Raw genomic sequence first — 24,156 nt, 5'->3', positions numbered from 1 at the left:
CACCTTCCACGGAGACTCCTGGTATTTCCCGACAATCACCAAGGGGTTTCCGGAGAACGTACCTGTTCCCCGGCGAGCCCACGGAGTTCCAGCTCACCTCAGCCGCTCCAGCACACCCCTGGCACGTAGTTCGGCGATGTGCTCGGCGGCCCGCAACGGTGCCGAGCCGCCGTACACCAGCAGCCCGGCCTCGATGTTCCTGGCGACCCCGGACTGGGTGAGGTTGGCGCTCGACACGAGCAACACCCGCCGGTCGGCGACGGCGAGTTTGGCATGCATCTTCGCCCCCTGCCCGTCCCGCCTGACTGTCGGCCAGTGCCACAGCTCGACCCCGGGGACCGACGCGAACGCCGCCGCGGGCTCGGCACCGCCCAGTGCCGAGCCCGCACCCCGCAGGGTCTCGACGACGGCCATCACCGAGACTCCGCGCCGCACCGCCTCGGCCAGGGCGTCCAGCAGCGGCTGGTACGGCTTCGCGGAGTAGGTCATCAGGAACAGCTCGTGCGACGCCTCGCCCACCACGTCCACCAGGACCTGCGCGGTGGCCCGGACCGGCACCGAATGGGTGCCCGGCCCGCTCCACACCGCTTCGACCCGGTGGGCGGCGGCGTGCCGCGCGTACCCGTCGGCGACACCCCGCAGGTACGCCGCGGCTTCCCCGTCCGGTATCCCCTCGGCTTCCTGCGCCGCCAGTACGGCCCGCGCCACCTCGGCGAATCCTGGGGCCGGGACGGCCGAGGGGATCGCCGAGCGTGGTCCGTCCCCCGAGATCCGCTCGGCCAGCGTGCGAACTCGTACCGGTCCGAGCCGGGCGGCGGCATCGGCCGCCACCTGGGCGTAGGGCGAGTCCGGCGTCACGGGATCTCGGGGTAGAGGGCCAGGTCGGGGTCGCCGATGGGCACGATGAACCTGCGGTCCAGGAAGCGGTTGCCGCGTTCACAGGTCGTCTCGGAGACGAAGAGGCAGACGTGGCAGGCGGCGCCGTGCAGGAAGTCCTCGGGTGCACGGGGCAGCCGCTCGGCGCAGAGCGGGTCGGAGGAGCAGTGCCTGGCCTCCGACAGCGCGCGGCGGGTCAGCCGGACCAGTTCCTCGGGTTCGGCGAGCGAGACCAGGCCGCCCAGGGTGCCCTCGGCGTCCGGCACCGCCGTGTAGATCAGGATCCCGCTGCGCGGGTCGTCCTCGGTGCCGGCGTAGATCCGCTCGGACAGGCTGGCCGAGTTGTAGCCGCACTCCAGCGCGATCGTACGGATCAGCAGGTGCGAGAGCGTGTGCAGGGCGTAGTAGCGCAGGTCCGGCCAGCCCCGGTACCTGTCGAACCCCAACGGGATCCGGTCGGAGTAGCGGTGGTCACGGAACCGCCCGTACGCCTCCCGGTGCTCGTGCGGAACCGACCGCGTCTGGCCGCTGTGCTCATCCGTGTAGGAGGAGGCGCGTACCCGCCCCTCCCACGCCGTCAGCAGGTCCTCGGGCAGCTTCAGGAAGATGCCTTCACCGCGGACCTCGCTCGCGGGCACCCAACTGGGCTTGAAACGGGCCAGCGGCGCCCGGGTCACCAGGTCGGGGTCCTCGAAGTCGGGGGCGTCCAGCCGGGTGAAACCGATCATCGCGCGGACCTCGCGCAGCCGCTCGGCCTGGATGACGTCGGCGAAGTAGCCCTTCAGCAGGCTGGGCACGCCGTCCGGGTGCCGGTGCAGGGTGAAGTCGTCGGTCGGCTCGGGAAGCGTGGGGGCGGAGAAGACCTGCCATTCGGGGGTGAGCAGGTCCAGCCGGCCCTGTACCTCACCGCTCGCTGCCTCCAGCTTGTCGCGGTGTCGCTCAATGGCCGCCCAGACCTCCTCGTTGTCGGGCCACTTCGCCAACTCGTGGGAGAGCGGCGCCACGCGTCGCATGTACTCCAGGATCTCCACCCCGGGGACATGCTGGAGGCTCTCCCAGAACTGCTCGACCCTGGCGTCCAGCTCGTCCGCGCCCGGCTTGGGTACGGCGAGCGCGGAGAGGGGCTGCGCGAACCACTGGTTGGAGGCACCCACCACGATGAGGTGCGGCTGCCGCTCGCAGCCGTTCTCAGCGAACGTGCCCAGGTGCGGGTGCCGGCCCCGGCAGCCCGGCAGTTCGGCCCTGCCCTTACGCCCCATGGCCTCGCGGATGTTACGGTCCTCGCCGCAGCGCTGGCAGGTGATCCGCACGTTGGCCCCGATATTGCCGCCGAAGTCCTCCATCCGCAGGTTGGGCTTGGGCGCCTTGGCGCACTTCTGGCCTCGGTGCACGAACTCCAGGTAGGGGAAGTCGTCCAGGTGCCCGGCCGTACAGGCCAGCACGAAACGGGCGCCGACCACCAGGCGCTCCTTGTTACCGCGTCCGCACTCGTGGAAGAACCTGGCCTCGTGCGGCTTGCTCGGCTTGTCGTTCCTGAAGCCGAACGCCTGGGTGTCGATCGGCGCCAGCAGGTTGCAGGCGGTGCAGCGCATCCAGCTCGGGAACGGCATGACCGGCACACCGACCCTGGCGGCCTCTCCCTTGGGTTTGGTGTCGGTTCCGGGCAGCCAGGGAGCGGGCTTGAGCTCTCCGACGGTCTTGCCGAGGATCGCCTGCACGGCGGCGAGCAGCCGGGGTTCGGTGATGACCTGCGGGTTGTCGCCGAGCCTGTCGTACCGCCAGTCGTCCAACCCTCTGACCAGCACCGAGAAGTTCGGCAGGTCGACGATGGAGCCGACGCCGGAGGTGAACATCAGGTGGCTGGGGCGCACGGCCCCCACCCGGCGCAGGTACGGTGCGGAGTCGGCCATTACTTGCCCTTCCCGTTCAGCTGGGACACGCCCATCTCGTCCCCCTCGGGGACCTCCACGCCCGTGCCGTCAGCGTCCGACGGCTGGAACGTCCAGGCCGGTGCCCCGTACGGCACCGCGAAGATGTCGCCGCTACCCGGTAAGAGCAGGTTGAGCTCGTTCTCCGTCTCGCGCATCGAGTTGCCGACGGTCAGCGCGTCCCACCGGCCGTTGCCGGCCCGGTTCAGCAGGCCGAGCACGATCTCCTGCTTGGTGTTCTTGCGCTGTTCGTAGCCGAGCCGGGCCGCGCTGCCCTTGGCCTGCTCCCAGGCATCGGTCACCACTTTGATCCGTTCAGCCAGGTAGTCGCGGGCGCGGACGTCACCCGCCGCCTCAGCCCGGGTCAGCAGCCGGTCGGCGATCCGGCCGACGAGCGGCCCGGACAGCGGCACCTCCTCGGCGTCCCGGTTGCGCGAGTACGACTCCTCGGCGTTGCGCACCGCGGCGACGAACATGGCCGCGGTGCCCCGGTCCAGCGCCCGGCGGGTGTACGGGGTGACCGACAGCGCCTCGACCTGGCGGTAGAACGTGGCGTGGTAGTGCTCGAAGTCCTCGTAGTGCGCCAGGTCGCGGGGGCGCGACCAGTTGTAGAGCGTGATCACCAGGCCGGGACGTTCGGCGTCTCGGCCGACGCGAGAGGACGCCTGGATGTACTCGGCGGTGTTCTTGGGCTGCCCGGTGACCACCATCAGCCCGAACCGGGAGACGTCCACGCCGACCTGGAGCATGGAGGTGGCGAGCACCGCGTCCACCGGCTGGCGGCCCGTGCCACGCCGCCGCTGACGCTCGGCCAGCGGATGGGCGTTCCGGCGTTTCTCCCTGTTCTTCTCCTTCAGCACGTCGGCCCACTCCGCGCGGATCGCGTACCGGCGCCCCGAGGTGTCCGTCTCCTGGTCGAAGCCGACCTCCAGTCGCTTGAGCACCTCACTGATGTCGCCCGAGGAGATCCGGGAGGTCAGCTCCACCACGGTGAGCAGGTCCGCCGGGGAGGAGAGCCGGTTGGCGAGCCCTTTGCGCCTGCCGTGCGTCCGGATCCGCGTGGTCACGTCGTCGTCCAGATAGCGGCGCATACCGGCCAGCTCTCGGGTGGCGTTGAAGTAGCTGACGACGGTCATGTACGGATCGGCGAGCTCGCCGTACCGGTCGAACATGGTCTGCCCGGCCAGGAACAGGATCTCGGCCAACCTGATCTCGGCGGACTTGAGCCGCGTCCCGTGCGCGCAGACCCCGAGGTAGCGACGACCCGGCGTCTTCTCGGTGAGCGGCACCTGCCGGGAGAAGAAGGTGTCGGCAACATCGATGACCTGCGGCGGGAACACCGCGAGCCGGCGGCCGAAGATCCCGAGCACCTGGCGTTCGGCCCGCTTGGTGGTCGCGGTGGAAGCGATGATCTTCGGCCCGGTCAGGTTCCCGGGGCGGGGGCTCCACGTGCAGAGCTCGTCCACCGCCGCCTCGAACAGGCCGACCGTGGTGCCGAGTGCGCCGGAGATCAGGTGCAGCTCGTCCTGGATGATCAGGTCCGGCGGGCGGAGCCGGATGACCGGGCGGCTGACCACCTTGGGCAGTTTCCCCTTGGCGTGGTGCCTGCCGCCGCAGTCGATCTGCTCGTCCAGGTCGGTGTGGCGGTAGCCGTGCCGGGGGCACCGCTGGCTGACCCGGCCGAACAGGTGACCGGCGAACCCCCGCCAGGGAAGCTGCGCCAGCTTGTCGACGGTGGCGATGACCAGGCTGGGCACCAGCCGGTAGATCTCCTCGTCGACGGTGAGAATCGGCAGCCCGTCCCGGCGCGCGGCGATCTCCTCCGTGTCGTCGAACTGGGAGGCGAGCATCAGATCCTCGCCGATCCGGGAGAACGGGCAGGGGTCGGCCTCGCCCTCGCGGCCCCGGCCACAGTAGAGCAGCACCCTCCTGCGGTCATCGTCGGTGAAGAGGTTGCGATCCCCGGTCAGCTTTTCCCCGCACCACGGACAGGTCAGCGTCTGCAGCACGTTGGTCCTGCGGCCGGCCGGCGCCTCCCTGGCCTCGTGGATCTGCTCGGCCGCCTCCTTGAACCAGTTCGGCGAGACCGCGCCGCCCACCCACAGGCCGATCCGGAACGGCTCCTCGCCCCAGGTCGCCGGGTCCTCCCTGCGCTGCACCTCAGCGGCGCAGACCAGGGCGGCGGCCCGCTGGAACTGCTGCGCGGTGAGCAGCCGCAGGGTGTAGCGCATCAGCACCGACACACCGGACCTGCCATCGCGGGCGTCGGCACCGGAGCCGAGCGTGCCCTGCAGGCGGCGGATCGCGAACGTGTAGGCGGTCAGGCCGAGGTACGCCTCGGTCTTGCCGCCACCGGTCGGAAAGAACAGCAGGTCGACGGTGGCCGAGGCGTCGGCGGCCCGCTCGGCGTGCTCGGGGTCGGTCAGCGACGGCAGGTTGAGCAGCACGAACGCGAGCTGGAACGGCCGCCACGACGCGGCGTCCCTCCCCTGCTCCGCCACCTTGGCCATGGCCTGCGGATAGCTCAGCCCCAGCTCGTCGCGGAGCTTGCCGACCGCGGTACGGCGGCGCTGCGCGGCCATCGCGACGTTGGCGAACCGGAACGCGGCCAGCGCCTGGTGGTGGCGTTCCCGGTCGGGGTCGGTGAGCAGCTCGATGCCGTCGCGGATCCGTTTCGCGGCCTGCTCCGCCTTGTACACCGCGTTCCCGGCGGCCTCGCGGAGCGGCTCGGGCAGATCCGGGATCCGGTTCTTCTGCCCGTTCAGCCAGGTGGCGTATCCGTCGACGAGCGGACGCAGCCCGGCCGCGAGCTCCTCCGGTGAGGCCGTGGCCAGGGCATCCATGGACAGTTCGACCTCGGCCAGCGCCGTCCCCTTGCCGACCGGCGCGACGGTGGCGGGCACGTCGTAGGCGGGCAACCAGGTGGTACGCAGCTCCCGCGCGCACCGCTCCCCCTCGGCGACCTCGGCGTGTACGGCGACGTTGCGGCCGGAGGCGTAGCGGCGCTCGTGCCGGTAGAGCAGCCGCAGGTGCCGCTCCTCCAGGTCGTCGCCGACCGCCTCCAGGTCGTCCACCGGGTCGTCGATCGGCAGGAAGACACAGGCGGCGGTGGGATCAACGTCGTTGGTGCCTGTGGCGGCGAGGACACCGGCGCCGGGGGCGGCCACGGTCAGCTCGACCTGGAACAGCCAGGCGACGTCGGCGGCGCGCTCCGGCTCGATCTGCTGGTTGATCAGCGTCAGTTCGACGACCCGGCGGCCGTCGCCCTGCGGCCGGACCGCCACCGCCAGCAGCACACCCGGATCCTCGGCACGTTCCATGGTGAGCGCGATCCGCTGCGACGGTTCCCCGTCCAGCCGAACCGTTCTGGCGTGGTCGACCTGCTTGCGCGTCCAGGTCGAGGCGGTGCGCTCCCTGCCCTTGGCATCCTCGACCATCGTCTCGGCCTTGGTGTAACGCCCCCAGGAGGCGGTGACGGCGAGCGCGTCGATGTCGTCGGGTACCGCAAAGGACAGTCCCATGGACGAGGCCCAGATCCGGCCGAGGTTCTGCGGGGTGAGCACCTCCGGCAGCTCCCCCTCGGCGCCGTCGCCGCCGACCCCGATCTCGGTCTCCGGCTGCTCACCCGCGTCCTCCCGGGCCGACCGGTGCGAAGGTTTCGGACCGAGCATGCCGACGAGGTAGCGCTCCCGCGGCCCGGACGTCCCGCGCGGCAGTTCCTCGGTCTCGCCACCCCACGGCCCGAGCAGGTCCAGCCGGACGAGCTTTTCGAACGCGTCACGCACCTGGAAGGACGTGCCCTGCTCGAACGCCTGCGGGGTGTCCAGACCAGGAGGCACCTGTTCCTTTTGGGCCGGTTTATCCGCATTTCCGACTGCAAGATCGAGCCCTTGCTGTTTGTCGCCTAAATCCGGAAAAAGGTCTTCCTGGTCGTTTATCACGCCCGCCGATACCTCTCGCAGAGCTCATTCTTTAGCCGTTCATTAGAACAGATTTGGCTTGCCCTTTGGCGTGGCTCCCACAAAAAGCAGACAGAAATTGTGATAACGGACAACTAGTGACACTCTCCAGAGGTCGCCGTCACGTGCATATCTCGGTTTCGGCACAGAACTCTGCGTTTCGCCACCACATCCCCACCCCCGCGGGCGGGGTTGACGGGCTCTTCCCCGGTGAAGATCCTGGGTTCGGCGGCTTTCATCGCTCGACCACTACGCGAGAGACGAGGCCTGTGACATGACAGGACGGCACCGTGCGCTGACCTGGACGGTGGCTTTCGCAGTCGGCCTGGTCGTTGCCGGGCTCGGCGGCTATTTCGCGGTGGTCGGGCTTGACGAGGCGGACAAGCTGGCCAGCGTGGTGGGCAGCCTGGCCGGCGTCATCGGTGTCGGGCTTTCCGTCTACGCGCTTACACTCGCCCGGCGCGTTCCCGAAACGTCGTCGGAGAACGCCGGCCCGGTATCCACTCCGAGCGGCGACACCGTGACGAACAACGTCAGCGGCACCGTGCACGGCCCCGTCTTCCAGGGGCTCGACTTCACCGGACCCATCACCCTTGGCTCCTCGCCGACCGATGCCACGGAAGGGACATACCGGAAACCGGCCGGGGAACCACCAAGCGATCAGACCTGACGAAAGCTATACAACCGGCGGAGAAACCGGACAAGCTTAGTCGGTCGCCAGATCAAGGCGGTAGATATCCCAGAACGGCGGCACAACCCCTGGTATCGGGCCTTTTCTGCCGATCAGCTGCCAGCCCGAAGCCGCATAGAAAGCGTGCGCCTGGGTCGCGTCCGGCTGCACCGAAAGCACCGCGCGGGATTCCTGTCTGGGGCCGAGCAGCGAGTCGACCAGGCGACGGCCGACGCCTCTCCCCCGCCACCGTTCGCTCACCCCGATGTCGATCAGCGCGAAGGTCCGCCCGTCCCACTCCTGTGTGACCTCGAAGGGCACCGGAGTCGTGAAGCTCTCCCACCACCGGTGATCTGTCGGCAGACGATGTCCGTATGTGAAACCCACGACATCCGCACCGGACAGCGCGATGGAGATCCCGAAGGTGAGGTCTTCCCGGATCATGGTCAGCATGTCCTCGTGCTCCTGCGACGCCCGCTCCCCGAAGACGAAGGGTGGCCGGAGGAAGATCTCATCATGCAGCCTTCGGATGGAGGCGTGACAGGAAACAGCCAGTTCTCTGCCGCCGGCGCGGAGGGAGACAGCCGGCCCTGTCATGAGCCGGAGTCGTTCAGCGGGCCGATCCTCGCCCAGAGGTCAGCGGCATCCGAATCGCCCAGATTCTCCAGGAGTGCAGCCGCTCTTCTGAAATAAGCTCGGGCCTCTCCCCGCTGCCCCATGCCCTGGTACGCCTCTCCGATACCGATCAGGGCCCGTGACTCGTTGAGCCTGTCCTCGAAGGTGCCGAACGTTGCCAGCGCGAGCTGATAACTGTCCCGCGACTCCTCGTACGAGCCCGACTCCTTCAGGGCCAGCCCGAAAGCACACCTGCCCCAGGCGAGGCTCCATCCGTCCTCGATCTCTGTGAACAGACCGAGCGCCACACGACAGTAGTCGGCCGCTTCGGTATGCATTCCGAGTGACCCGTAACATTTTCCAAGGCTGAGCCAGGCCATCCCCTCCCCTCTTTTCTCCCCGATCGCCTGAAAAACGTTGATCGCCTCCTGGGTCACCTCTATCGCCCGGTCCAGTTGCCGGGTCTCCTGGAGAACGGCCCCTATCTGCCGCAGTGAGAAGCCCTCAACCCAGCCGTCTCCCACCTCACGTCCTGCCTCAGCGCTGTTCTGGTAGCACACGAGTGCTTCATCGAGGCGTCGGAGCAACCAGTTCGCATCACCAAGCCCCAAATAGTTACAGGCCTCTCCATATCGGTCACCGATCGACCTGGCGGCCTCCACCCCGACAGTGTGGATCTCACGCCAGTCCGACCAGTACGAACGGAGCTCGAAGAAGCCGTACATCACTGCCGGAAATCTCCACGCTATATCGAACTGTTCGGTCTTCATGGCCATAGCCAGGGCGTCGAGCAGGTTACCTCTCTCCCGCTCGAACCACTGCATGGCTCTGTCGACGTCATCGAACAGGAGATGGGTGATCGGCACGCCGTCAATATCGATGGGAACGCTGTGAAATCCCGGCAGAATGACCCTGTGCCCGTTGTAGACACTCACGAGATACCAGAGAAGACATCTTCTTATGGCTGCGATACGCACCGAAACGGTCTCTTCAGCATTCACCCGCTCAACGGCGTAAACCCGTAACAGATCATGCAGAAGATACCTTTCCGGCGCCACAAGTTGCACCAGGTTACTGCTCGTAAGCGCGTCTATCAGCCGTCGCGTGGTCCTCTGATCCGCTCCGATCAGGGCTGCTGCGGCCGCAACGCTGAATTCGGAACCCGGGTGCAGGCCAAGGAATCTGAACATTCGCGCCAGGTCCGGATTGAGCGCCTTGTACGACCACGAGAACACTGCCCGCACATCACTTAGCTCGTCATCCTCGATCCCCAGTGCGTCTAGCCTGGCGTGCTCGTCCGCGAGTTCCATCGCGAATTCCGACATACTGGTGTATGGATGACTTGTTATGCGTTCGGCTATTATGCGCAACGCCAATGGAAGATAGGCGCACTGTGCTGCCAGCTTCTCCGCGGCACCCCGCTCCGCATCTATCCGTTCTGCTCCCACTATGTTCCTGAGCAGTTCCAGCGATTCAGCCGGCGAGAGAGCATCTATGACCATACGTACCGCACCCTCTCGAACAACAAGTCCTTGTAGCGTGTTGCGACTGGTCACGAGTGTTGTACACGTCGGAGAGCCGGGCAGGAGATTCCTCACCTGCTCGACGGACAACGCGTTGTCGATGACCACCAGAACACGCTTGCCGTTCAACACGGAGCGGTATGTCGCCGCCCGCTCCTCGGAGTCCGCGGGGATCCGGTCCGGAGTGACGTTCAGCGCACGCAGAAAGGAGTCGAGGGCCTGGCCGACGCTCACCGCGGGACCCGGACCGTATCCCCTCATGTTGATGTAGAGGTCTCCGTCCGGGTAGTGGTGGCGCACGCGGTGGGCCCAGTGGACCGCCAGGGCGGTCTTACCGATCCCCGGTGTCCCCGCGATCGCCGAGATGACGGCCGACGCGCCCGCCCGCCGGCCGTTCTCCGGTGAGTCGCATGGCAGGAGGGCGTCCAACCTGGCCATCTGTTCTTCTCGGTTGACGAACTGGGTGACATCCATGGGCAGTTGGCGAGGCCCGGGGAATATCCCCCGCACCGCCGGACCAACATGGATGCCACCGTGTACGGTCCCCGCCTGTACTGCCGCCCCCGACTCACCGCTGATCTCGTTGTGCGTGGTGCCTGGCGCCTGCCCGTCCTTCAACCCGACTCCCACTGTCCGAAGACGACCAGCCACGGATCTCCGGCATACGGTGTGCGCCGCCCGTGGAGTGAAGGAAAAATCATCCCGGTCGAGAGCACTCACATTTCCGTCGCCCGAGCATCAGGTCGTCGTAACCTGCCGCATATTCCAAGAACGGAACGGACAGCCCGACGGCCTGGTCACGCCAGTAGTTCGCCTCCACGATCCTTCGTGGATCATCGACCAACTCAGCGGAGAGAAAGGTCCCCTCCGGGGTGTAGTTCATGATTAGCAGCCGGACGGAGTCGAAGAGCCAGTAGTCGACTCTGGGCAGGCCCTCCGGCCATTCATGCTCATCGACCGGGATTACCCTGACGTCCTCGCCGGCCGCGACCGTATACCGATAGGACCACGCGCATTCGAAGCGAATGTAATCCGACAGCGGTTCCATCAACACATGAACGCGATGGAATCGCTTTCCTTCCTCGACCCCTGCCCTGACCATGTCAACCCAGTCTTCGATTCCCGAGAACCGGCCACGCGGCCCGCCGACGAGAAAGCGATCGAACGCCTCCTGCTCGTACGAGACGTCATAGGTCTGCAGGGTTTCCAGGCGATAGGCAGTGTGGCGAAATTCAACAAAAAGGCTATTGAATCGGGGATCGCTCAGTGATAGAAATTTTGTGGCCGACACGAGTCCGCCGTCACCGGTCGGCCTGGTAGCGCCGAATCGCACCGAGGATGACTTCGGGGTCGATTCGTACAGCGGTCTCACCGGGCAGCAGGTTCGCCAACTCCCCCATTGTTGCCTCGTCCACCTGAACACCCTGCACGACCATCTCGCCGCTGTCCGCCAGGTAGACGCTTGGGCAACCCTGCCCTCCGGAATTAGAATCTTTGCAGAGCATGGTCAGTTTCACGACCACTCCTCTTCTCGCCACTCCCGTGGCAGCTATATGCAAATTGAACATAAAATAACATAGCAATCACGAGAGGTCAATAGTAAAGACAAAGTTCGCGTGGCGCATTTAAACGCAACCCTAACGTATCATTACGGCTATTCGCACCAGGATCTTCCACTCAACGGAATCGCCGATCGCCAAATTTTGCCCCGGTTACATATTCAATGTCCCGGTTGAGTGTGCCGACAACGCTGGTTGAGTATGCGGTGTCTCCATCCTTGGCGAGCACTCGGACAACGCCTCCATACAGACCGGAACACACCCGATACTCCATCGAAAATCAATTCGATGGAGGGGGGACACAACTTCACAAAGGCGCGACCCGGGCGATGTCGACTACTGACGGTACGAACGAGCACAGAACAAGCGCTGCTGACTCACGGCGAGGTAGGAAACCCTGCCGTGCGCTGTTCTGGTCCAGGGTCAAAGCGTTCTCAGCTGGTGAGACGCAACCGCACGCAACGACGACCAGTGTCAGATCGCGACCAGAAGTAGCGAGATCCCCGCGTTCACCTCGCTGCTGTCCAGCCTGCACTGGCCGTCGGCGCGTTAGAACCGGAACCGCACGATGCGGGTGGACCGTTTCATGCCCGGCAGTAGGTTCATGAGGCGGTACATGCGGCGCACGTTCGCGGGTGCCTTGGCCATCAGCACCGGTGAGTCGTTCATCGGCGCCTCGTCGACGTATTCGAGCCGCGGGTGCCAATCGGCCGGCGCGGCCGGGTCGTTGAAGCCGCAGTGGAACCGGGTGCCGTATTTGCGCAGTGTGGGGTCCCATTTCGAGGTGCGCCACGCCCAGACCGACACCGTGTCGAACTGTATTTGGCCGGCGGGGAAGGAATCGACGACGCTGGTCAGCAGCCGCTTGACGTCAGTCTCGGTCAGGTAGGGCACCAGTCCCTCGGCGATCACCAGCACCGGCCTGCCGTGAGGGACGCGTTCCAGCCAGGCCAGGTCGGTGACGCTGGAGTCGATCAGGGTGTAGTGCTCGCGCGGCGGCAGGAATTGTTGCCGTAGTTCGATGACGGAGGGGTAGTCCAAGTCGTACCAGTCGACAGTGGCGGGCGGGTCGATCCGGTACACCCGGGCGTCGAGGCCGCAGCCCAGGTGCAGCACCACCGCGTCGGAGTGATCGGCGAGGAAGCTTCGGGCCCAGTCGTCATGGGCCTTGGCGCGCACCACGGCGGCGAGGCCCAGCTGGCTGGTGCCGAATCTGCGTTTGTCGTAGTCAGGATCGAGGCGGCGCATCGCCTGTTCGGCGTATTCGTCGCCGAGGATCGGGTCCGGCAGCCGGTTGTCCAGTGCTTTGGCCCTGAGGACGGGGCTGAGGGTCTTCTGCACTCCGACGAGTTCGCTGTCCTTCATGACAGCTACGATACTACTCATATTTCACGAATTTCGTGAAGTTTGTGAATCATCTTAAACTGGCGAGTCCGCGACGATTAAGGGAGCTTTGATGACGCGAGCGAACGAGGGTGCCATCGCCGATTTCCGGGAACGCTTCGCGCAGATCATGGTCGAAGCCGGCATGCCCCGGATGGCCGCGCGCGTGTACGCCGCGCTGCTGGTTACCGACTCCGGCAAGCTGTCGGCCGCCGAGCTCGCCGAGCAACTGGGCGTCGGCGCGTCGGCTATCTCGGGGGCGGTCAAATACCTGGTGCAGGTACGGCTGGTCGAACGCGGCCGCGAACCCGGTACCCGGCACGACTTTTGCCGGATACACGAGCACACCTGGAGTCACTTCGTCAGCCAGTCCGACCCGATGCTGGTCCGGGTGCAGGCCGGCGCCGACGAGGGCACCGCGCTCTTGGGTCTCGACTCCCTCGCCGGGCAGCGGCTGGACGAGACCCGCCGGTTCTTCGCGTTCCTACGCGAGGAGATCAAGCAGTCGATGGCGAAGTGGCAGCGGCTCCAGGCGGCCGAACGCGAGGCCGGCTAGAGACGGAATTCTTTGACGATCAGCGGACCCGGCCTCGGGACCCGGTGTCCGAGCGGAGGCCGGGACCATGGTGATGCTCACCCGGCCTGCCCCTCGGGAGACGACGATGAGGCTGTCAGGGTGGACCGGACGATCTTTCCAGCAGGGTCGGCGTCAGTGGCCTCAGCCAGCGACGCAGCCACCTCGCCGGCCTTCATCATGGACTCGATCACCGATAGCGATTGACGGGAGCGACGACGCAACTACGATGAGTAGTGCGCGGTCGGGTACGAACCGCGAAGTGAGGCCGGGCTTCCCGCCGCATGACGGGCACCCGGCCATCGCGTTTTAATCACCCCCTTCGGGCCTGTCGACACTCACCGACCTCGGCACCTCTCCCAGCATCTCCACGTAGACGGAAGTGCGGCCCAATACCTGGGCTGCCGCCGCTCCCACCACGATGTCCGCCAGCCAGAGCAGCGGTTCGTCGGCCGAACTCCGATGCTCCAGGGTGAATCGGGGCGGTCGCCCTGCCAGTCCGCCAAGAACTCGCCTGTCCACCGCGTTCTGCGCCTCTTGGCGGCGGTCGAGAATCAGGTGACGGACTCCGGCGTCCAGCTCCGTAGCCATCCACCTGAGCCCCCTGGCACGCGTCGCCTCTTTGCGGCCGGGAGCGTCGAACATGCAGGCGTAAACCCTCGCGCTTACCGGCATCGTCGAGACGGTCTTCACCAGACCGGTACGGGTCAGATCATCCTCGGCATGCCAGTGCACCCGGCGTACCGCCGGAATCAGCGCCGAGAGTTCACGACCCACCTGCGCGGAGGCATCAGGCTTGGCAAGCACCACCGCCAGAAGATACAGACCGGGCCGATCATGGATCGACTCATCAACGTAGCCAACGCGGTCGGCAAGCACAGGGGGCACGACACCCCATGATTCCTAACCTTCCGAGTTGGCATGATTACATTTCGTTATTTGATGGGAGTGCGACGATCACTCAATCCGCTCCCCGGGCGGTGGTGGGGGTGCCAGGGTGCACCAGACGATCTTGCCGCCAGGGGTGGGGCGGTAGTAGCCCCAGTCGGTGGCGAGGAGGTCGACGAGGTGGAGGCCGCGGCCGTTCTCGTCGTCAGGGTCGGGGTCGCGGACGACCGGGGTGAGCGGGCTGGCGTCCCAGACGCGGAGTACGACGGTCTCGCCCATCCGGTAGAGGTCCATCCAGATCTGGTCCGGGTCGGCGTACGGGATCGCCTTGGCGGCGTCAGGGCACGCGGCGTGCGCGGTGATCGCGTTGGAGACCAGCTCGGAGGCGATGAGCTGGGCGGTCTCGATCAGGTCATCCCGGTGCCAGCTCTCCAGTACGCGCCGGACGTGGACCCGGGCGTAGTAGGGCGAGGTCGGGAAGACGGAGAGTTTGAGGTACTGCGTGCTGCTGATGGCACCGGTCATTTCACCCGCTCCTGGTCGGTATGTCGGGCATAGGACCGGCACCGTTCGCAGCCGGGGACGCCGCTCTCCCCCACGGGGGACGGGGGCACGGTGCCGGTCCTACGGGAGTACGGCCGGGGAGCGTCGCAGATGTATCGCCGGTCGTACCGCCGAGGCCGGACGGACACCCGATACAGGGTGGGCCGCCTCGGGAGGAAAGATTGTCCGCCCGGCCGTCTAGGGAAATCATGCGTTTCGCCTTCCAGCGGGGAACCCGCCTGGAAAGCTAACTCTCAGAGCATGAGTCATCACACTGGGTGAACGCAAGGGCTACATTTGTATCTCATACATGATCCAGATACGCCCTAAAAGTGAGAGAGGTAAGGAATGGGCGGAAACGCGTCCACGCCATCCAGCAAACGCCAACCCCCTACGGTGCGATTGCGCCGCCTGGCATCTGAGCTACGCCGCCTCCGTCAAGCCGCAGGGCTCTCTCAGGAGGATGTCGCGGAGAAAACCAAAGTCAACATCGTCACGCTCTACCGAATCGAGACCGCCCAGGCCAAGCCACAACTCAGGACACTCATAGCCTTACTCGATATCTACGGCGTCACCGGCGACACCCACGCCGACCTGCTGTCCTTGCAGAAGGAGGCAAAGCAGCGCGGCTGGCTGAACGACCTCGAAGCAAACCTTCTCGGCCAGTACAGTGCCTACATCGGTCTGGAGGCCGAGGCTCGGCAGGCCATCAACTACGAGTCGCTGTTCGTCCCTGGCCTGCTCCAGACCGAGGACTATGCGCGAGCGGTGATCCGCGGTGTACGGCCAACCGCCCCCGATGACGAAAACGAGAACCGCGTTACCGCACGGATGCAGCGGCAACTTCTCTTGGAGGGCGACAAACCGCTCCGCCTGTGGGCGATCCTGGACCAAGCCGCTCTGTGCCGGAAGGTCGGCAGCGACGCGGTCATGCGCGATCAGCTCGCACACCTCATCCAGCAAGCCCAGCGCCCACACATCACCGTCCAGGTCATCCCGTTCTCTGCCGGCGCCCATCCGGGAATGCCCGGCAGCTTCATCGTCCTGAAGTTCGGCCCAGACGACCCCGACGTGATCCACATCGACAGCATGGCTGGCGACCTTTTTCTTGAGAAAGAAGCGGATATCCGGAGGTATAACCAGATGTGTGAGTATCTCCGCGCGATAGCGCTCAGTCCTGCCGATACGGCCGCGCTACTCACGTCTCTACACAGAGATCACTAGCGGAAGGAACCGAGATGCAGCCAGATCTATCCAGTGCACGCTGGCGCAAGAGCAGCCTCAGCGGCGACGGCCCGAGCTGCGTCGAGATGGCGTTCGTCGGCAACGACGTCGCCGTCCGCGATACCAAAAACCGCGACGGCGGAACCCTCATCTTCCACCGCACCGAGTGGACCACCTTCATCAACGGCATCAAAAACGGCGACTTCGCCCCCCTCCCCTGACCACCCCGAAGAACTCCAAAACCGACAGGACCGAGTCCCGCGAGGAGAAGATCCGAGACCGCCGGCCTGCCGCAAAAAGCGAGGTCCCGCCCAGTGGGCGGGACCTTCGACCAACGGCGCGTGTCCGATGGCGTGGTCGAGGTCGGCGAACAGGCCCGTTTCCATGCCCGTCCACTCGCTTGGAGTAATAGGCGTACCCGCGCGGCCGTCGACTCGGGGCCGGACAGCGCGAAGACCGGACGCCCGATTCCATCGGGAGGCCCGGCCTCACTTCCGCACCCCAGAGAGTGCGGCACAGCCCGTCTCGCCAAGAATGACCAGGCAAGCATGTTGAGCCATAAAAGGCGCGAAGGCCGGGCACCCGATTCCATCGGTGGTCCCGGCCTCACTTCCAACGCCCACCGGGGGCGTGGCACTCCCCAGCTTGCCTCGCCAACGGTGATCAGGCAAGCACTTTAAGCCATATTTGGAAGCCCGGAGGTCAAGCGCCCGCCCTCCGAGGGGAGCGCCGAGGTCCTCTCGCCTTGCCCCGGTCAGAACAGGTCTTCCTGGTCGGTGTTCGCCTTGGGCTTGGGTTTGCTCCGGGTGCTCTTCTTAGCGCCCTTGTCGTGCAGGCCCTGGGCGACCTCTTCGGCGTAGCGGGCATGGTTGAGCTCCAGCAGCCGGTCCACCAGCTCCCGCTGCACGCCGGGACCGACCGTGTAGCGGATCTCCCGGCCCACGCTGTGGTGACCGTGGTCGAGCTGGGGGATCAGGTCGTCCCAGCCATAGGCCCGGCAGACCGCCTTGTCGATGGCTTCGTGGATACCACGAAGCTCGGCGATGTCCTCGTCTTCACATTTGGGATCGTTGACGAGGTTGTAGGTCGCGGTCAGCCCGGCGTTTCGGGAGAGCATGAGATCCCGCCGGAAGGTGTCGAGCCGGTTGCCGAGATCCCTCATCACCTCGGTCAGCTCTGGGAGGGGCAGCGTCTCAAAGACATCTGAGGGCGTGTAGCGGAGATCCGCTTTCATCGACGACGCACGCGCCCGTGCCCACCAGTAATGTGGTGCGCTCGACAGCAGCGCCAGCATCGCCGTGTCATCGGTCGCGAAGACACCAAGCATGTGTGAAAACACCTGCCCGGTCGGCACCATCACCGGCATCACGACCTTGCTCACCAACGTGATCACGACCACCTGCCGCAGCCCAGCGATAGCACCATAAAGTTCTGGCCGTGCACGCTCAAACAGCCACCATCGATCGCGTGCCGTCTTGCTGTATTTGTTCGCGTCGCGCTCGGGTTTCACCTTCTCCAAAACCTGGGCGTACGGTTCCGCGTACATTTTGGCCGCACCCTCACTCCAGTCCTGGAAATTGATGACCCAGCGACTGCCGGAGGCGTCCGGGCGGGAGTTCAGATCCTGTCCGTTGAGATATGGGAAGAGAACCTCTCTGTTGCGGGGGTCCCTCTCGATCATCGCCCGCGCGGCGTCCGGTTCCATCGTGAAACCAAGGCCAAGAATGTTCGAGCCCTGGAACGACCTCCCCGTGTTCGCCAGCAGCCGTCGAGGATTGCCCGTCACCCGGGACATGGGATCAAGCGAAGGTGTGATCGCCGGAACCTCAACGCCGTCCGCGAAACGTTTGGCACCGGCACCGGGCTGAACCCGACTGCTCCACACCGCGCAGTACTCAAGCACCGCGCTCCTCGACGGCCACGGCTTGCTCTTCACCGCCTGGCGGATGGCCACACCGCCCTGTACGAGCTGGTCGAGCCCTACCTCACGGGTGTCCCCCTGGGCCAGCGTGTTGGTCGCGATAAGCCCGGCCTGCCCGCCCCTGTTCAGCAGGTCATGAGCCCGGAGCAGGAAATAGGCGACCAGGTCGGCGCTCCCCCGGGCTCCACGGCCTATCGCCTCGACCAGGTACTCCCGGTAGGCGACCCCCATCGTCCCGGTGAGCTTCTGACCACCCAGGAAAGGCGGGTTTCCGATGATCGCGTCAAAGCCGGGACCATCCGGCTTCGGCCGAGTCAGGGCTTTCCCGTTTTCGAGAATCTCGACGATATGACTCGTGAAGACCTCGGGAAAGGCCAACGGCCAGTGGATCGGATGACGGTCGAAGGAGCCGTCAACCTGGTCGGTGGCCAGCCATCTGCGGCGCTGTTCACGGGCGACCAGCTCGGCCCGCTCCGCTCTCCGGCTCACCGCGTCGGCCAACTCGGCGGCCCGGAGCGAGGCGACGTCGGCGCTTATCCTCCGGCTCTTCTCGGTCGAGCCGTGTCGGCCGTGGTCGCTGTCCAGGTCCCGGTCCGGGCTGTTGACGTCATAGATCTCCCGCGCCAGCGCCGCCCCCACCGTCAGGTCCGCGAACAACCGCAACTGCGCCGAAGCGGCCTCTATCTCCCCCAGTCGTGCCCGTTTGCTGGCCAGCCCGGCCAGTGGGTCGTCCCCCAGCTCGATCTCCGCGATCCTCCGCCGGCTCTCGGCCAGCTCGGCGACCTGTGCGCGCACCCCGTCCGTCCAGCCGAACAGGTCCTGGTGGATCTTCCGGCCCTTCGCCGGGTCCATGTGCATGACCTCAAGCTGCTCGATCGAGGTGATGCCCAGCAACGAGTCCCCGGCTACCAGCCGGTCGTCCACGAAGGTGAACGGCCGGGCCGGGTCCATCGAGACCAGCCAGAGCGACAGCTTGGCCATCTCCACGGCCATCGGGTTGATGTCCGCGCCGTACAGGCAGTGTTCGATGATCTGGCGACGCGCCTCGATGACCAGCGGGTCGGCCTCGGCGTCGACGGTGCGTACCCGGTCGCCGGTCAGGCCCTCAAGATAGGTGACCGCGCGCTCGTCGCCCTCCCGGGACCAGGCCTCGACCAGGGCGTCACCGAGGTAGCGGGCCGCGGCGACCAGGAAGGCCGCCGAGCCCACCGCGATGTCGGCCACCTTGAGCCGCAGGATCTCCTTGGCCGTCTTCGGCTTCCACTCGTTCCGGTCGGCGGTCTGGAGTGGGCCGACGGTGTAGATCAGCGGCTCCAGTGCCCCCTCCACGACCTGCTCGGCGAGCTTGCGCGGGGTGTAATGGGTGCCGGTGTTCTTCCGCAGTGCCGACTCGGTGACGTACAGCGTGCCGGGCAGGATGACCAGCGGCAGGCCACGCAGGTCGTCGCGGATGATCCCGGCGAACGGCAGCAGCCGCCGGGCCAGCTCGGCGTCGCCGTCGGTGGCCGCGAGCAGTCTCCGGGTCGCCTCCAGTTCACCGGCCGCGTCCAAGGGGGTCAGTTTTCGGGCGACGGCGCCCGCCGTGCCAAGCCCGGAGTCCCGGTACAGCTCGGCGAGCTTGGCGGCGAAGCCCTCGCCCGTCGTACCACCGAAGTCGGCGGCCAGGGCTTCGAGCTCGCCGAGCTCCACCTCGGCCTCCTTGCCCGGCTTGCCGACCAGCCCGACGACGGTGTCCGCCGCGCGGAAGCCCTCGAAGGAGAGTAGGCCCTCGTAGACGTAGCCGATCTGCTCAACGTCCAGCGAGCGGAAGCTGAGCCTGCGGCGCTCGCGGTTCTTGCCGGTACCGACCTCGACGTACTGCACGGCCTTGAGCATGTGCAGTACGGCCCGGTCGTCGATGCTCAGCGGCAGCCAGGAGAAGGCGTCCGGGTCGAACAGCGAGCCGTCGTGCGGGTGCATGGTCAGCCGGGGGTGGTCGACGCCCCGGTAGACGGCCTCGAAGACGGCGAGCAGCCGGTGCCAGGCGCCGTTGGTGTTCTCCAGCTCGGTCTCGCTGCCCTCGATGGCGCGCTGCTCCAGCTCGGCGCAGAGCCGGCTCGCCGAGTAGGCGGTGGCGTAGACCTCGTTGTCGGCGGGGAGCAGGCCGCGTTCCTCGGCGAAGAGCAGGAAGACGAGCCGCATCATCACGCTCACCGAGCCCCGGTAGACCTCGTGCGCCTTGACCTCGTCACCGACGCCCGCCCGGCCGATCGCAGTGACCAGCAGCTCGACGGCCTGACGGACCTGGACGCCGAGGGCCTCGGTGATCTCCTCCTGGTTGTCCAGGCTGGCGACCAGCAGCGCGGGGAGCCGCTCCGCCTGGGGTACGGAGAAGAAGCGGTCGAGGTTGAGCAGTGAGACGAAGGCGCGGAGCACGTCGCGCTCGGCGGCCTCCGGCCAGGGGATCGCGTCGAAGACGGCGGTGGTGGTGACGCCGCCCTTCGGCGCCCAGACCAGGGTCCACCAGCGTCCATCGGTGACCAGGCCAAGCTCGACGCCATGGTGGCGGCAGAGCTGGGCCATCCGGTCGACGGGGGTGGCGGCCCAGCTGGAGGTGCGCATCCGGACCATCGGGTGGTCGTTGCTGATCATGCCGAGCAGCCGTACGTCCCCGGCCGCGATCAGGCGCGGCGTACCGCCGATCGCGGCCGAATCCGGTGCAGGGCCGGACTCGGCGCCCGGGACGGTCAGCGCGAAGTGCGGGGTGAGGGTGGTGTCGTGCTCGGGGACCTGGACGGTCAGCTCGTCGATGCCGCCGATCCGCACGGCGTCGCCCCAGCCGAGCAGCTCGCGCAGCACGTAGCCGATCCAGGCCCGGCGAACGGCGGCCCGGTCCCTGGAGTCGCGGCCGGCCAGCCAGGTGGCGTGCGCGAGACGGAGCCGGTCGAGCTCCGTCCTGTTCAGCGAGTCGAGCTCCGGCCAGGCCGAGCGGAGCACCGGCACGCTGAGGAACGGGCCCGACACCTCGACAAGACTCAGCCACTCCTGGTGCTGGCGTACCGCGTCCCGCTCCCGGCCGAACGTCCTGCCCCGGCTCATCGGGTGGCCTCCCGCTTCGGCACGACGAAGACCACGGCCACCGGGAACCGGTGCGGCTGCGGGTCGCGGTAGCGGGCCGCGATGGTGGCGAGCTCGCGGTCGCGCTCCTCGGCAAGGCGGGACAAGCGGTCCTCCCAGGATCTGCGGTCTCTGCGGTACTGGTCGAGCTCTTCCTTGTTCCGGCTCGCCTCGATCCGGCTGAACAGTGCGTCCTCGTCGCTGTTCTCGGCGAGCTTGGCGCGGAGCGTGCCCTCGAAGCGGGCCAGGTTGGCGGTCAGCCGGGCCTGCTCGGCCTCCATCCGCTGGACGAGCTTGCGCTCCAGCTGGTCGCGTTTCTGGTCCTTGCCGTTGACCCGCCAGTCGATCGACTGCAGGACGGCCTCGCCGACCTTCGGCCAGAGCGCGGCCACCCGGTGCCGTACCGGGGCGGAGGCGGGGGTGCCATCGGCGAGGGCCCGGCCCAGGAGGGTGCCGAGCGCGGTCACGCTGTCCAGCCGCCGGAACCGGCCGCTCTCCGGGATCCAGCCTCCGGCGTGCAGCACCTCCTCGTGCAGCCGGACACCGTCGCCGCCGACCAGCACGAACCGGAAGAAGGCGCCGACCAGCGTGGTCTCCAGCGCGGGGTCGTCGCTGACCACTGCGGTCACCCGGTGCAGGTCGATCTCCGGGTTGGAGACGGCGGCGCGGAGCAGCCGGGTGGACATCGCGACGAGTGGGTGGTTCAGGTGGGCGAGGACCACGTCGTCACGTACCCGGCCCTGCGGATCGAAGGTGGCCTGCTCGTCGAAGGTGACCGGGCGCTGCCTGGGCACCTCGTCCTTCCTGCGGAGTTTCTCGGCGAGCCCGGCGGTGGCGCGTTCCCAGGAGCCGGTGAGCGGCGGCACGTCGTACAGCCCCTCGGCGAGGTGCTTGTCGTCGACGTGCCTACGGAGCGGCTGCTGGCGGGCCAGGCCGAGCGCGGTGTCGACCACCCGTTTCACCTTGACCGGGTTGAGGTCCAGCTCGCGTTTCGTGTCGTCGATATTGGCGCGGAGCCTGCGCACCTGCTCGCCGACGTCGGTCTCGGCCTGCACGGTCTGCGACTGCGGTGCCTGTTCCACGTCGTAGTCGGGGATGCCGCCCAGCATCCGCTTCTGTACGGCGTCGGCCAGCACCGCGTTGACCGAGCCGAGGTCCTCCTCCATCCGGGCGACCTTCTGCGCGACCCGGGAGAGGAACTCCAGGTCGGCCTCGAAGGAGTCGACGGCCCGCTCCCAGCCGGTGCCGACGAAGTGGCGAATGTCGGGGTTGTGCTTCTGGCCCCACCGGTCGACCCGGCCGATCCGCTGCTCCAGCTTGTTGGGGTTGAACGGGATGTCGTAGTTGATCAGCCGGTGGCAGTGGTTCTGCAGGTCGATGCCCTCGCTGGCGGCGTCGGTGGCCAGCAGGATCCGTACCGGGTGCTCGGCCGGGTCGGTCTGGAAGGCGACCCGGAGCTGCTCGCGCTCGTCGGCGGCGATCCCGCCGTGCAGGATGGCGAGCCGGTCCCCGGCCAGGTCCTCCTGGCGGAGCAGCTCGGTCAGCCACCGCTGGGTGTCGCGGTACTCGGTGAAGACGACGACCCGCTCGTTGGTCCAGTGCCGGTCCGGGCGGCAGACCGCCTTGAGGTAGGTGATCAGCTCGCGGGCCTTGGCGTCGGGGGCGGCGGCGTAGTCGAGCGCCCAGGTACGCATCCGGTTGAGCAGCTCGACCTCGGCCTCGGTGGCGGCGCCCTGGAGCGGCGCGGCCATGCCGATGGCGTCGTCCTCGGCCTCGGCCAGCGGCTCGTCGTCGAGGACGGCCGTCTCCTCCCAGAAGTCCTGCACCCACTCGGGGGCGTCATCGTCATCGTCCGTCTCGACCGGCCGGGTGGTGACGGTGCTGAGGTAGACGCCGACGGTGTGGGCGAAGGCCGCCGGGCTGGAGAAGAGCCGCTTCTTGAGCAGCAGCGTCACCAGGTCGGCGGCCTTGCGGCCCTTCCGGCTCCGGTTGAGCCGCGACCGGCGGAGTTCCGCGAACACCTTGAGCAGTTCGTGGGCCTCGCGCTCGTCCTCCGGGTAGTGCACCGGGATGGCCTGCGCGGCGCGCTCCAGGAAGCGCTTGCTGCCGTCGCCGTTGACGATGTGCCGCTTGAGGCGGCGTACCACCGTCTCCTTGACCGCGGCCTGGTCGGGGTCGACGCCCCGGGCGAAGCGCTGGTCGTCGAGGATCTCCAGCAGCGCGGTGAAGCTCGCCTGGTAGCCGTTGTGCGGGGTGGCCGAGAGGAAGAGCCGGTGGGTGAAGTGCGGGGCGAGGTGGCGGATCAGCTTGGTCTGCTGGGAGTCGACCGCGTAGACCTGCTTGGGGGCGGCCGGGGCGACGTGGTGTGCCTCGTCCAGGATGAGCAGGTCGAAGCGGCGCTCCAGTCCCGAGGAGTCGAGCACCTCGTTCAGCAGGCGCTGCGCCTTGGGGCCGCGTAGCCAGGGCAGGCTGACGATGGTCAGCGGGTAGACCTTGAACGGGTTGGCGGCGCTGCCGTGGGTGCGGCGTACCACCGCACAGCGCTCGGTGTCGACGATGGTGAAGTCCAGGCCGAACTTCTCCGCCATCTCGTCGCGCCACTTGAGGGTCAGCCCCGCCGGGCAGACGATCATGACGCTACGGGCGCGGTTGCGGAGCAGCAGTTCCTGGGCGACGAGCCCGGCCTCAATGGTCTTGCCGAGGCCGACGTCGTCGGCGAGCAGCAGGTTGACCCGGGGCGCGTCCAAGGCGCGGGCCACCGGCTCCAGCTGGTAGTTCTCGATGGCGACACCGGAGCGGAACGGCGCCTGGAGCGTCTTGACGTCGGCACTGGCCACCGCGGACCAGCGGATCGCGTCGAGAAAGGCGGCCAGGCGCTCGGGCGGGTCAAAGCCCTCGGGGGTCACATCGGGCAGCGAGCCGCTGGGCAGCACCCGGCGGCCGGGCTCGATCTCCCAGACGACGTCGAGCCGGTCGCCGTACCGGCCGTCCTCGACGCTCTGCAGGCCGACCAGGGTGCTGGGCTCGCCAGCGTCGACCTCGCTGACCACCCAGCGCTGCCCTCGGATCTCCACCAGGGCTCCGATGGCCGGCTTCTCCTTCGGGAGGGTCGCGCTCAGGGGGGTCGCGCTCGTCACTGTTAACTCCTCGTCGGCGGCGCTCCCGCCGCTTCCCCACCCGGGGTGCCATGCCGTGATCACGAGGGGGCGTGGCCGTCCGGGGGGTGGACGGGAGTAAAGGACCTGCAAAGTCGATCGCCCCGGGACCGTTCCGTCAAGGGCTGGGACTGGACTGTACGTCACTTATGTGTTTCGTGTCTACAAGAATAAGCATCTGTGTGCTCGGTTCACATTTTGCCGAAAGTGACCTAGGCTGCGGCAGGGTGACACGACACCCG

The 24,156-nt window shown here is 67.1% G+C and carries 16 protein-coding genes; 4 read left to right on the top strand and 12 right to left on the bottom strand.

What is annotated here, in order from left to right; translation table 11 throughout:
• Window positions 1–93: 93 nt before the first annotated feature.
• The 3 genes from drmC to drmA are packed head-to-tail and all read right to left on the bottom strand — an operon-like array spanning window position 94 to window position 6,643.
• The gene (drmC, locus tag ABT061_RS04275; protein ID WP_350912491.1) at window positions 94–858 is read right to left on the bottom strand and encodes a DISARM system phospholipase D-like protein DrmC; all 765 of its coding nucleotides are present in this window, start codon (window positions 856–858) and stop codon (window positions 94–96) included.
• Window positions 855–2,786 (bottom strand): DrmB family protein, encoded by a 1,932-nt coding sequence (gene drmB, locus ABT061_RS04270; protein ID WP_350912489.1) that lies wholly within the window; start codon window positions 2,784–2,786, stop codon window positions 855–857. Before drmB ends, drmC begins: the two co-directional genes overlap by 4 nt.
• The gene (drmA, locus tag ABT061_RS04265; protein ID WP_350912487.1) at window positions 2,786–6,643 is read right to left on the bottom strand and encodes a DISARM system helicase DrmA; all 3,858 of its coding nucleotides are present in this window, start codon (window positions 6,641–6,643) and stop codon (window positions 2,786–2,788) included. The genes drmB and drmA overlap by 1 nt, the downstream gene beginning before the upstream one ends.
• 394 nt (window positions 6,644–7,037) lie before the next feature.
• Between drmA and ABT061_RS04260 the strand changes: the two genes are divergently transcribed.
• Window positions 7,038–7,433 (top strand): hypothetical protein, encoded by a 396-nt coding sequence (locus tag ABT061_RS04260; protein WP_350912485.1) that lies wholly within the window; start codon window positions 7,038–7,040, stop codon window positions 7,431–7,433.
• A 36-nt stretch (window positions 7,434–7,469) separates the two neighbouring features.
• Here ABT061_RS04260 and ABT061_RS04255 read toward each other — a convergent pair whose 3' ends face one another.
• The 5 genes from ABT061_RS04255 to ABT061_RS04235 form a co-directional block, all read right to left on the bottom strand.
• Window positions 7,470–8,030, bottom strand: a complete 561-nt coding sequence (locus ABT061_RS04255) for a GNAT family N-acetyltransferase (RefSeq protein ID WP_350912483.1) — start codon at window positions 8,028–8,030, stop codon at window positions 7,470–7,472.
• On the bottom strand, window positions 8,027–10,045 hold the full coding sequence (locus tag ABT061_RS04250) for an ATP-binding protein (RefSeq protein ID WP_350912481.1): 2,019 nt from the start codon (window positions 10,043–10,045) through the stop codon (window positions 8,027–8,029). Before ABT061_RS04250 ends, ABT061_RS04255 begins: the two co-directional genes overlap by 4 nt.
• Window positions 10,046–10,268: 223 nt before the next feature.
• Window positions 10,269–10,862, bottom strand: coding sequence for a DUF6879 family protein (locus ABT061_RS04245; RefSeq protein WP_350912479.1), 594 nt, complete (start codon window positions 10,860–10,862; stop codon window positions 10,269–10,271).
• Window positions 10,863–10,872: 10 nt separating this feature from the next.
• Window positions 10,873–11,088: a hypothetical protein gene (locus tag ABT061_RS04240; RefSeq protein WP_326643550.1), complete on the bottom strand. Its 216-nt coding sequence runs from the start codon at window positions 11,086–11,088 to the stop codon at window positions 10,873–10,875.
• Between the two features lie 591 nt (window positions 11,089–11,679).
• Window positions 11,680–12,495 (bottom strand): class I SAM-dependent methyltransferase, encoded by an 816-nt coding sequence (locus ABT061_RS04235; RefSeq protein ID WP_350912477.1) that lies wholly within the window; start codon window positions 12,493–12,495, stop codon window positions 11,680–11,682.
• A 91-nt stretch (window positions 12,496–12,586) separates the two neighbouring features.
• Between ABT061_RS04235 and ABT061_RS04230 the strand changes: the two genes are divergently transcribed.
• The gene (locus ABT061_RS04230; protein ID WP_350912475.1) at window positions 12,587–13,069 is read left to right on the top strand and encodes a GbsR/MarR family transcriptional regulator; all 483 of its coding nucleotides are present in this window, start codon (window positions 12,587–12,589) and stop codon (window positions 13,067–13,069) included.
• Between the two features lie 327 nt (window positions 13,070–13,396).
• Here the strand turns inward: ABT061_RS04230 and ABT061_RS04225 are convergent, their stop codons facing one another.
• Both ABT061_RS04225 and ABT061_RS04220 read right to left on the bottom strand, forming a co-directional pair.
• Window positions 13,397–13,966, bottom strand: a complete 570-nt coding sequence (locus ABT061_RS04225) for a hypothetical protein (RefSeq protein ID WP_350912473.1) — start codon at window positions 13,964–13,966, stop codon at window positions 13,397–13,399.
• Window positions 13,967–14,044: 78 nt separating this feature from the next.
• Window positions 14,045–14,500, bottom strand: coding sequence for an ATP-binding protein (locus ABT061_RS04220; RefSeq protein WP_350912471.1), 456 nt, complete (start codon window positions 14,498–14,500; stop codon window positions 14,045–14,047).
• A 414-nt stretch (window positions 14,501–14,914) separates the two neighbouring features.
• On the opposite strand from ABT061_RS04220, the gene ABT061_RS04215 reads away from it, so the two are divergent.
• On the top strand, window positions 14,915–15,742 hold the full coding sequence (locus tag ABT061_RS04215; RefSeq protein WP_350912469.1) for a helix-turn-helix domain-containing protein: 828 nt from the start codon (window positions 14,915–14,917) through the stop codon (window positions 15,740–15,742).
• 14 nt (window positions 15,743–15,756) lie between these two features.
• Window positions 15,757–15,963, top strand: coding sequence for a DUF397 domain-containing protein (locus tag ABT061_RS04210; protein ID WP_350912467.1), 207 nt, complete (start codon window positions 15,757–15,759; stop codon window positions 15,961–15,963).
• Between the two features lie 533 nt (window positions 15,964–16,496).
• Here the strand turns inward: ABT061_RS04210 and ABT061_RS04205 are convergent.
• Both ABT061_RS04205 and drmD read right to left on the bottom strand, forming a co-directional pair.
• Window positions 16,497–20,741 (bottom strand): Eco57I restriction-modification methylase domain-containing protein, encoded by a 4,245-nt coding sequence (locus ABT061_RS04205; protein WP_350912465.1) that lies wholly within the window; start codon window positions 20,739–20,741, stop codon window positions 16,497–16,499.
• Entirely contained in the window at window positions 20,738–23,896 is a 3,159-nt protein-coding gene (gene drmD, locus ABT061_RS04200; protein WP_350912463.1) for a DISARM system SNF2-like helicase DrmD, read from the bottom strand. Before drmD ends, ABT061_RS04205 begins: the two co-directional genes overlap by 4 nt.
• Window positions 23,897–24,156 lie beyond the last annotated feature (260 nt).

It is taken from the genome of Streptosporangium sp. NPDC002544 (assembly GCF_040295965.1).
In the GTDB taxonomy this organism is placed as follows: domain Bacteria; phylum Actinomycetota; class Actinomycetes; order Streptosporangiales; family Streptosporangiaceae; genus Streptosporangium.
This window is presented reverse-complemented; position numbering and strand designations above follow the sequence as displayed.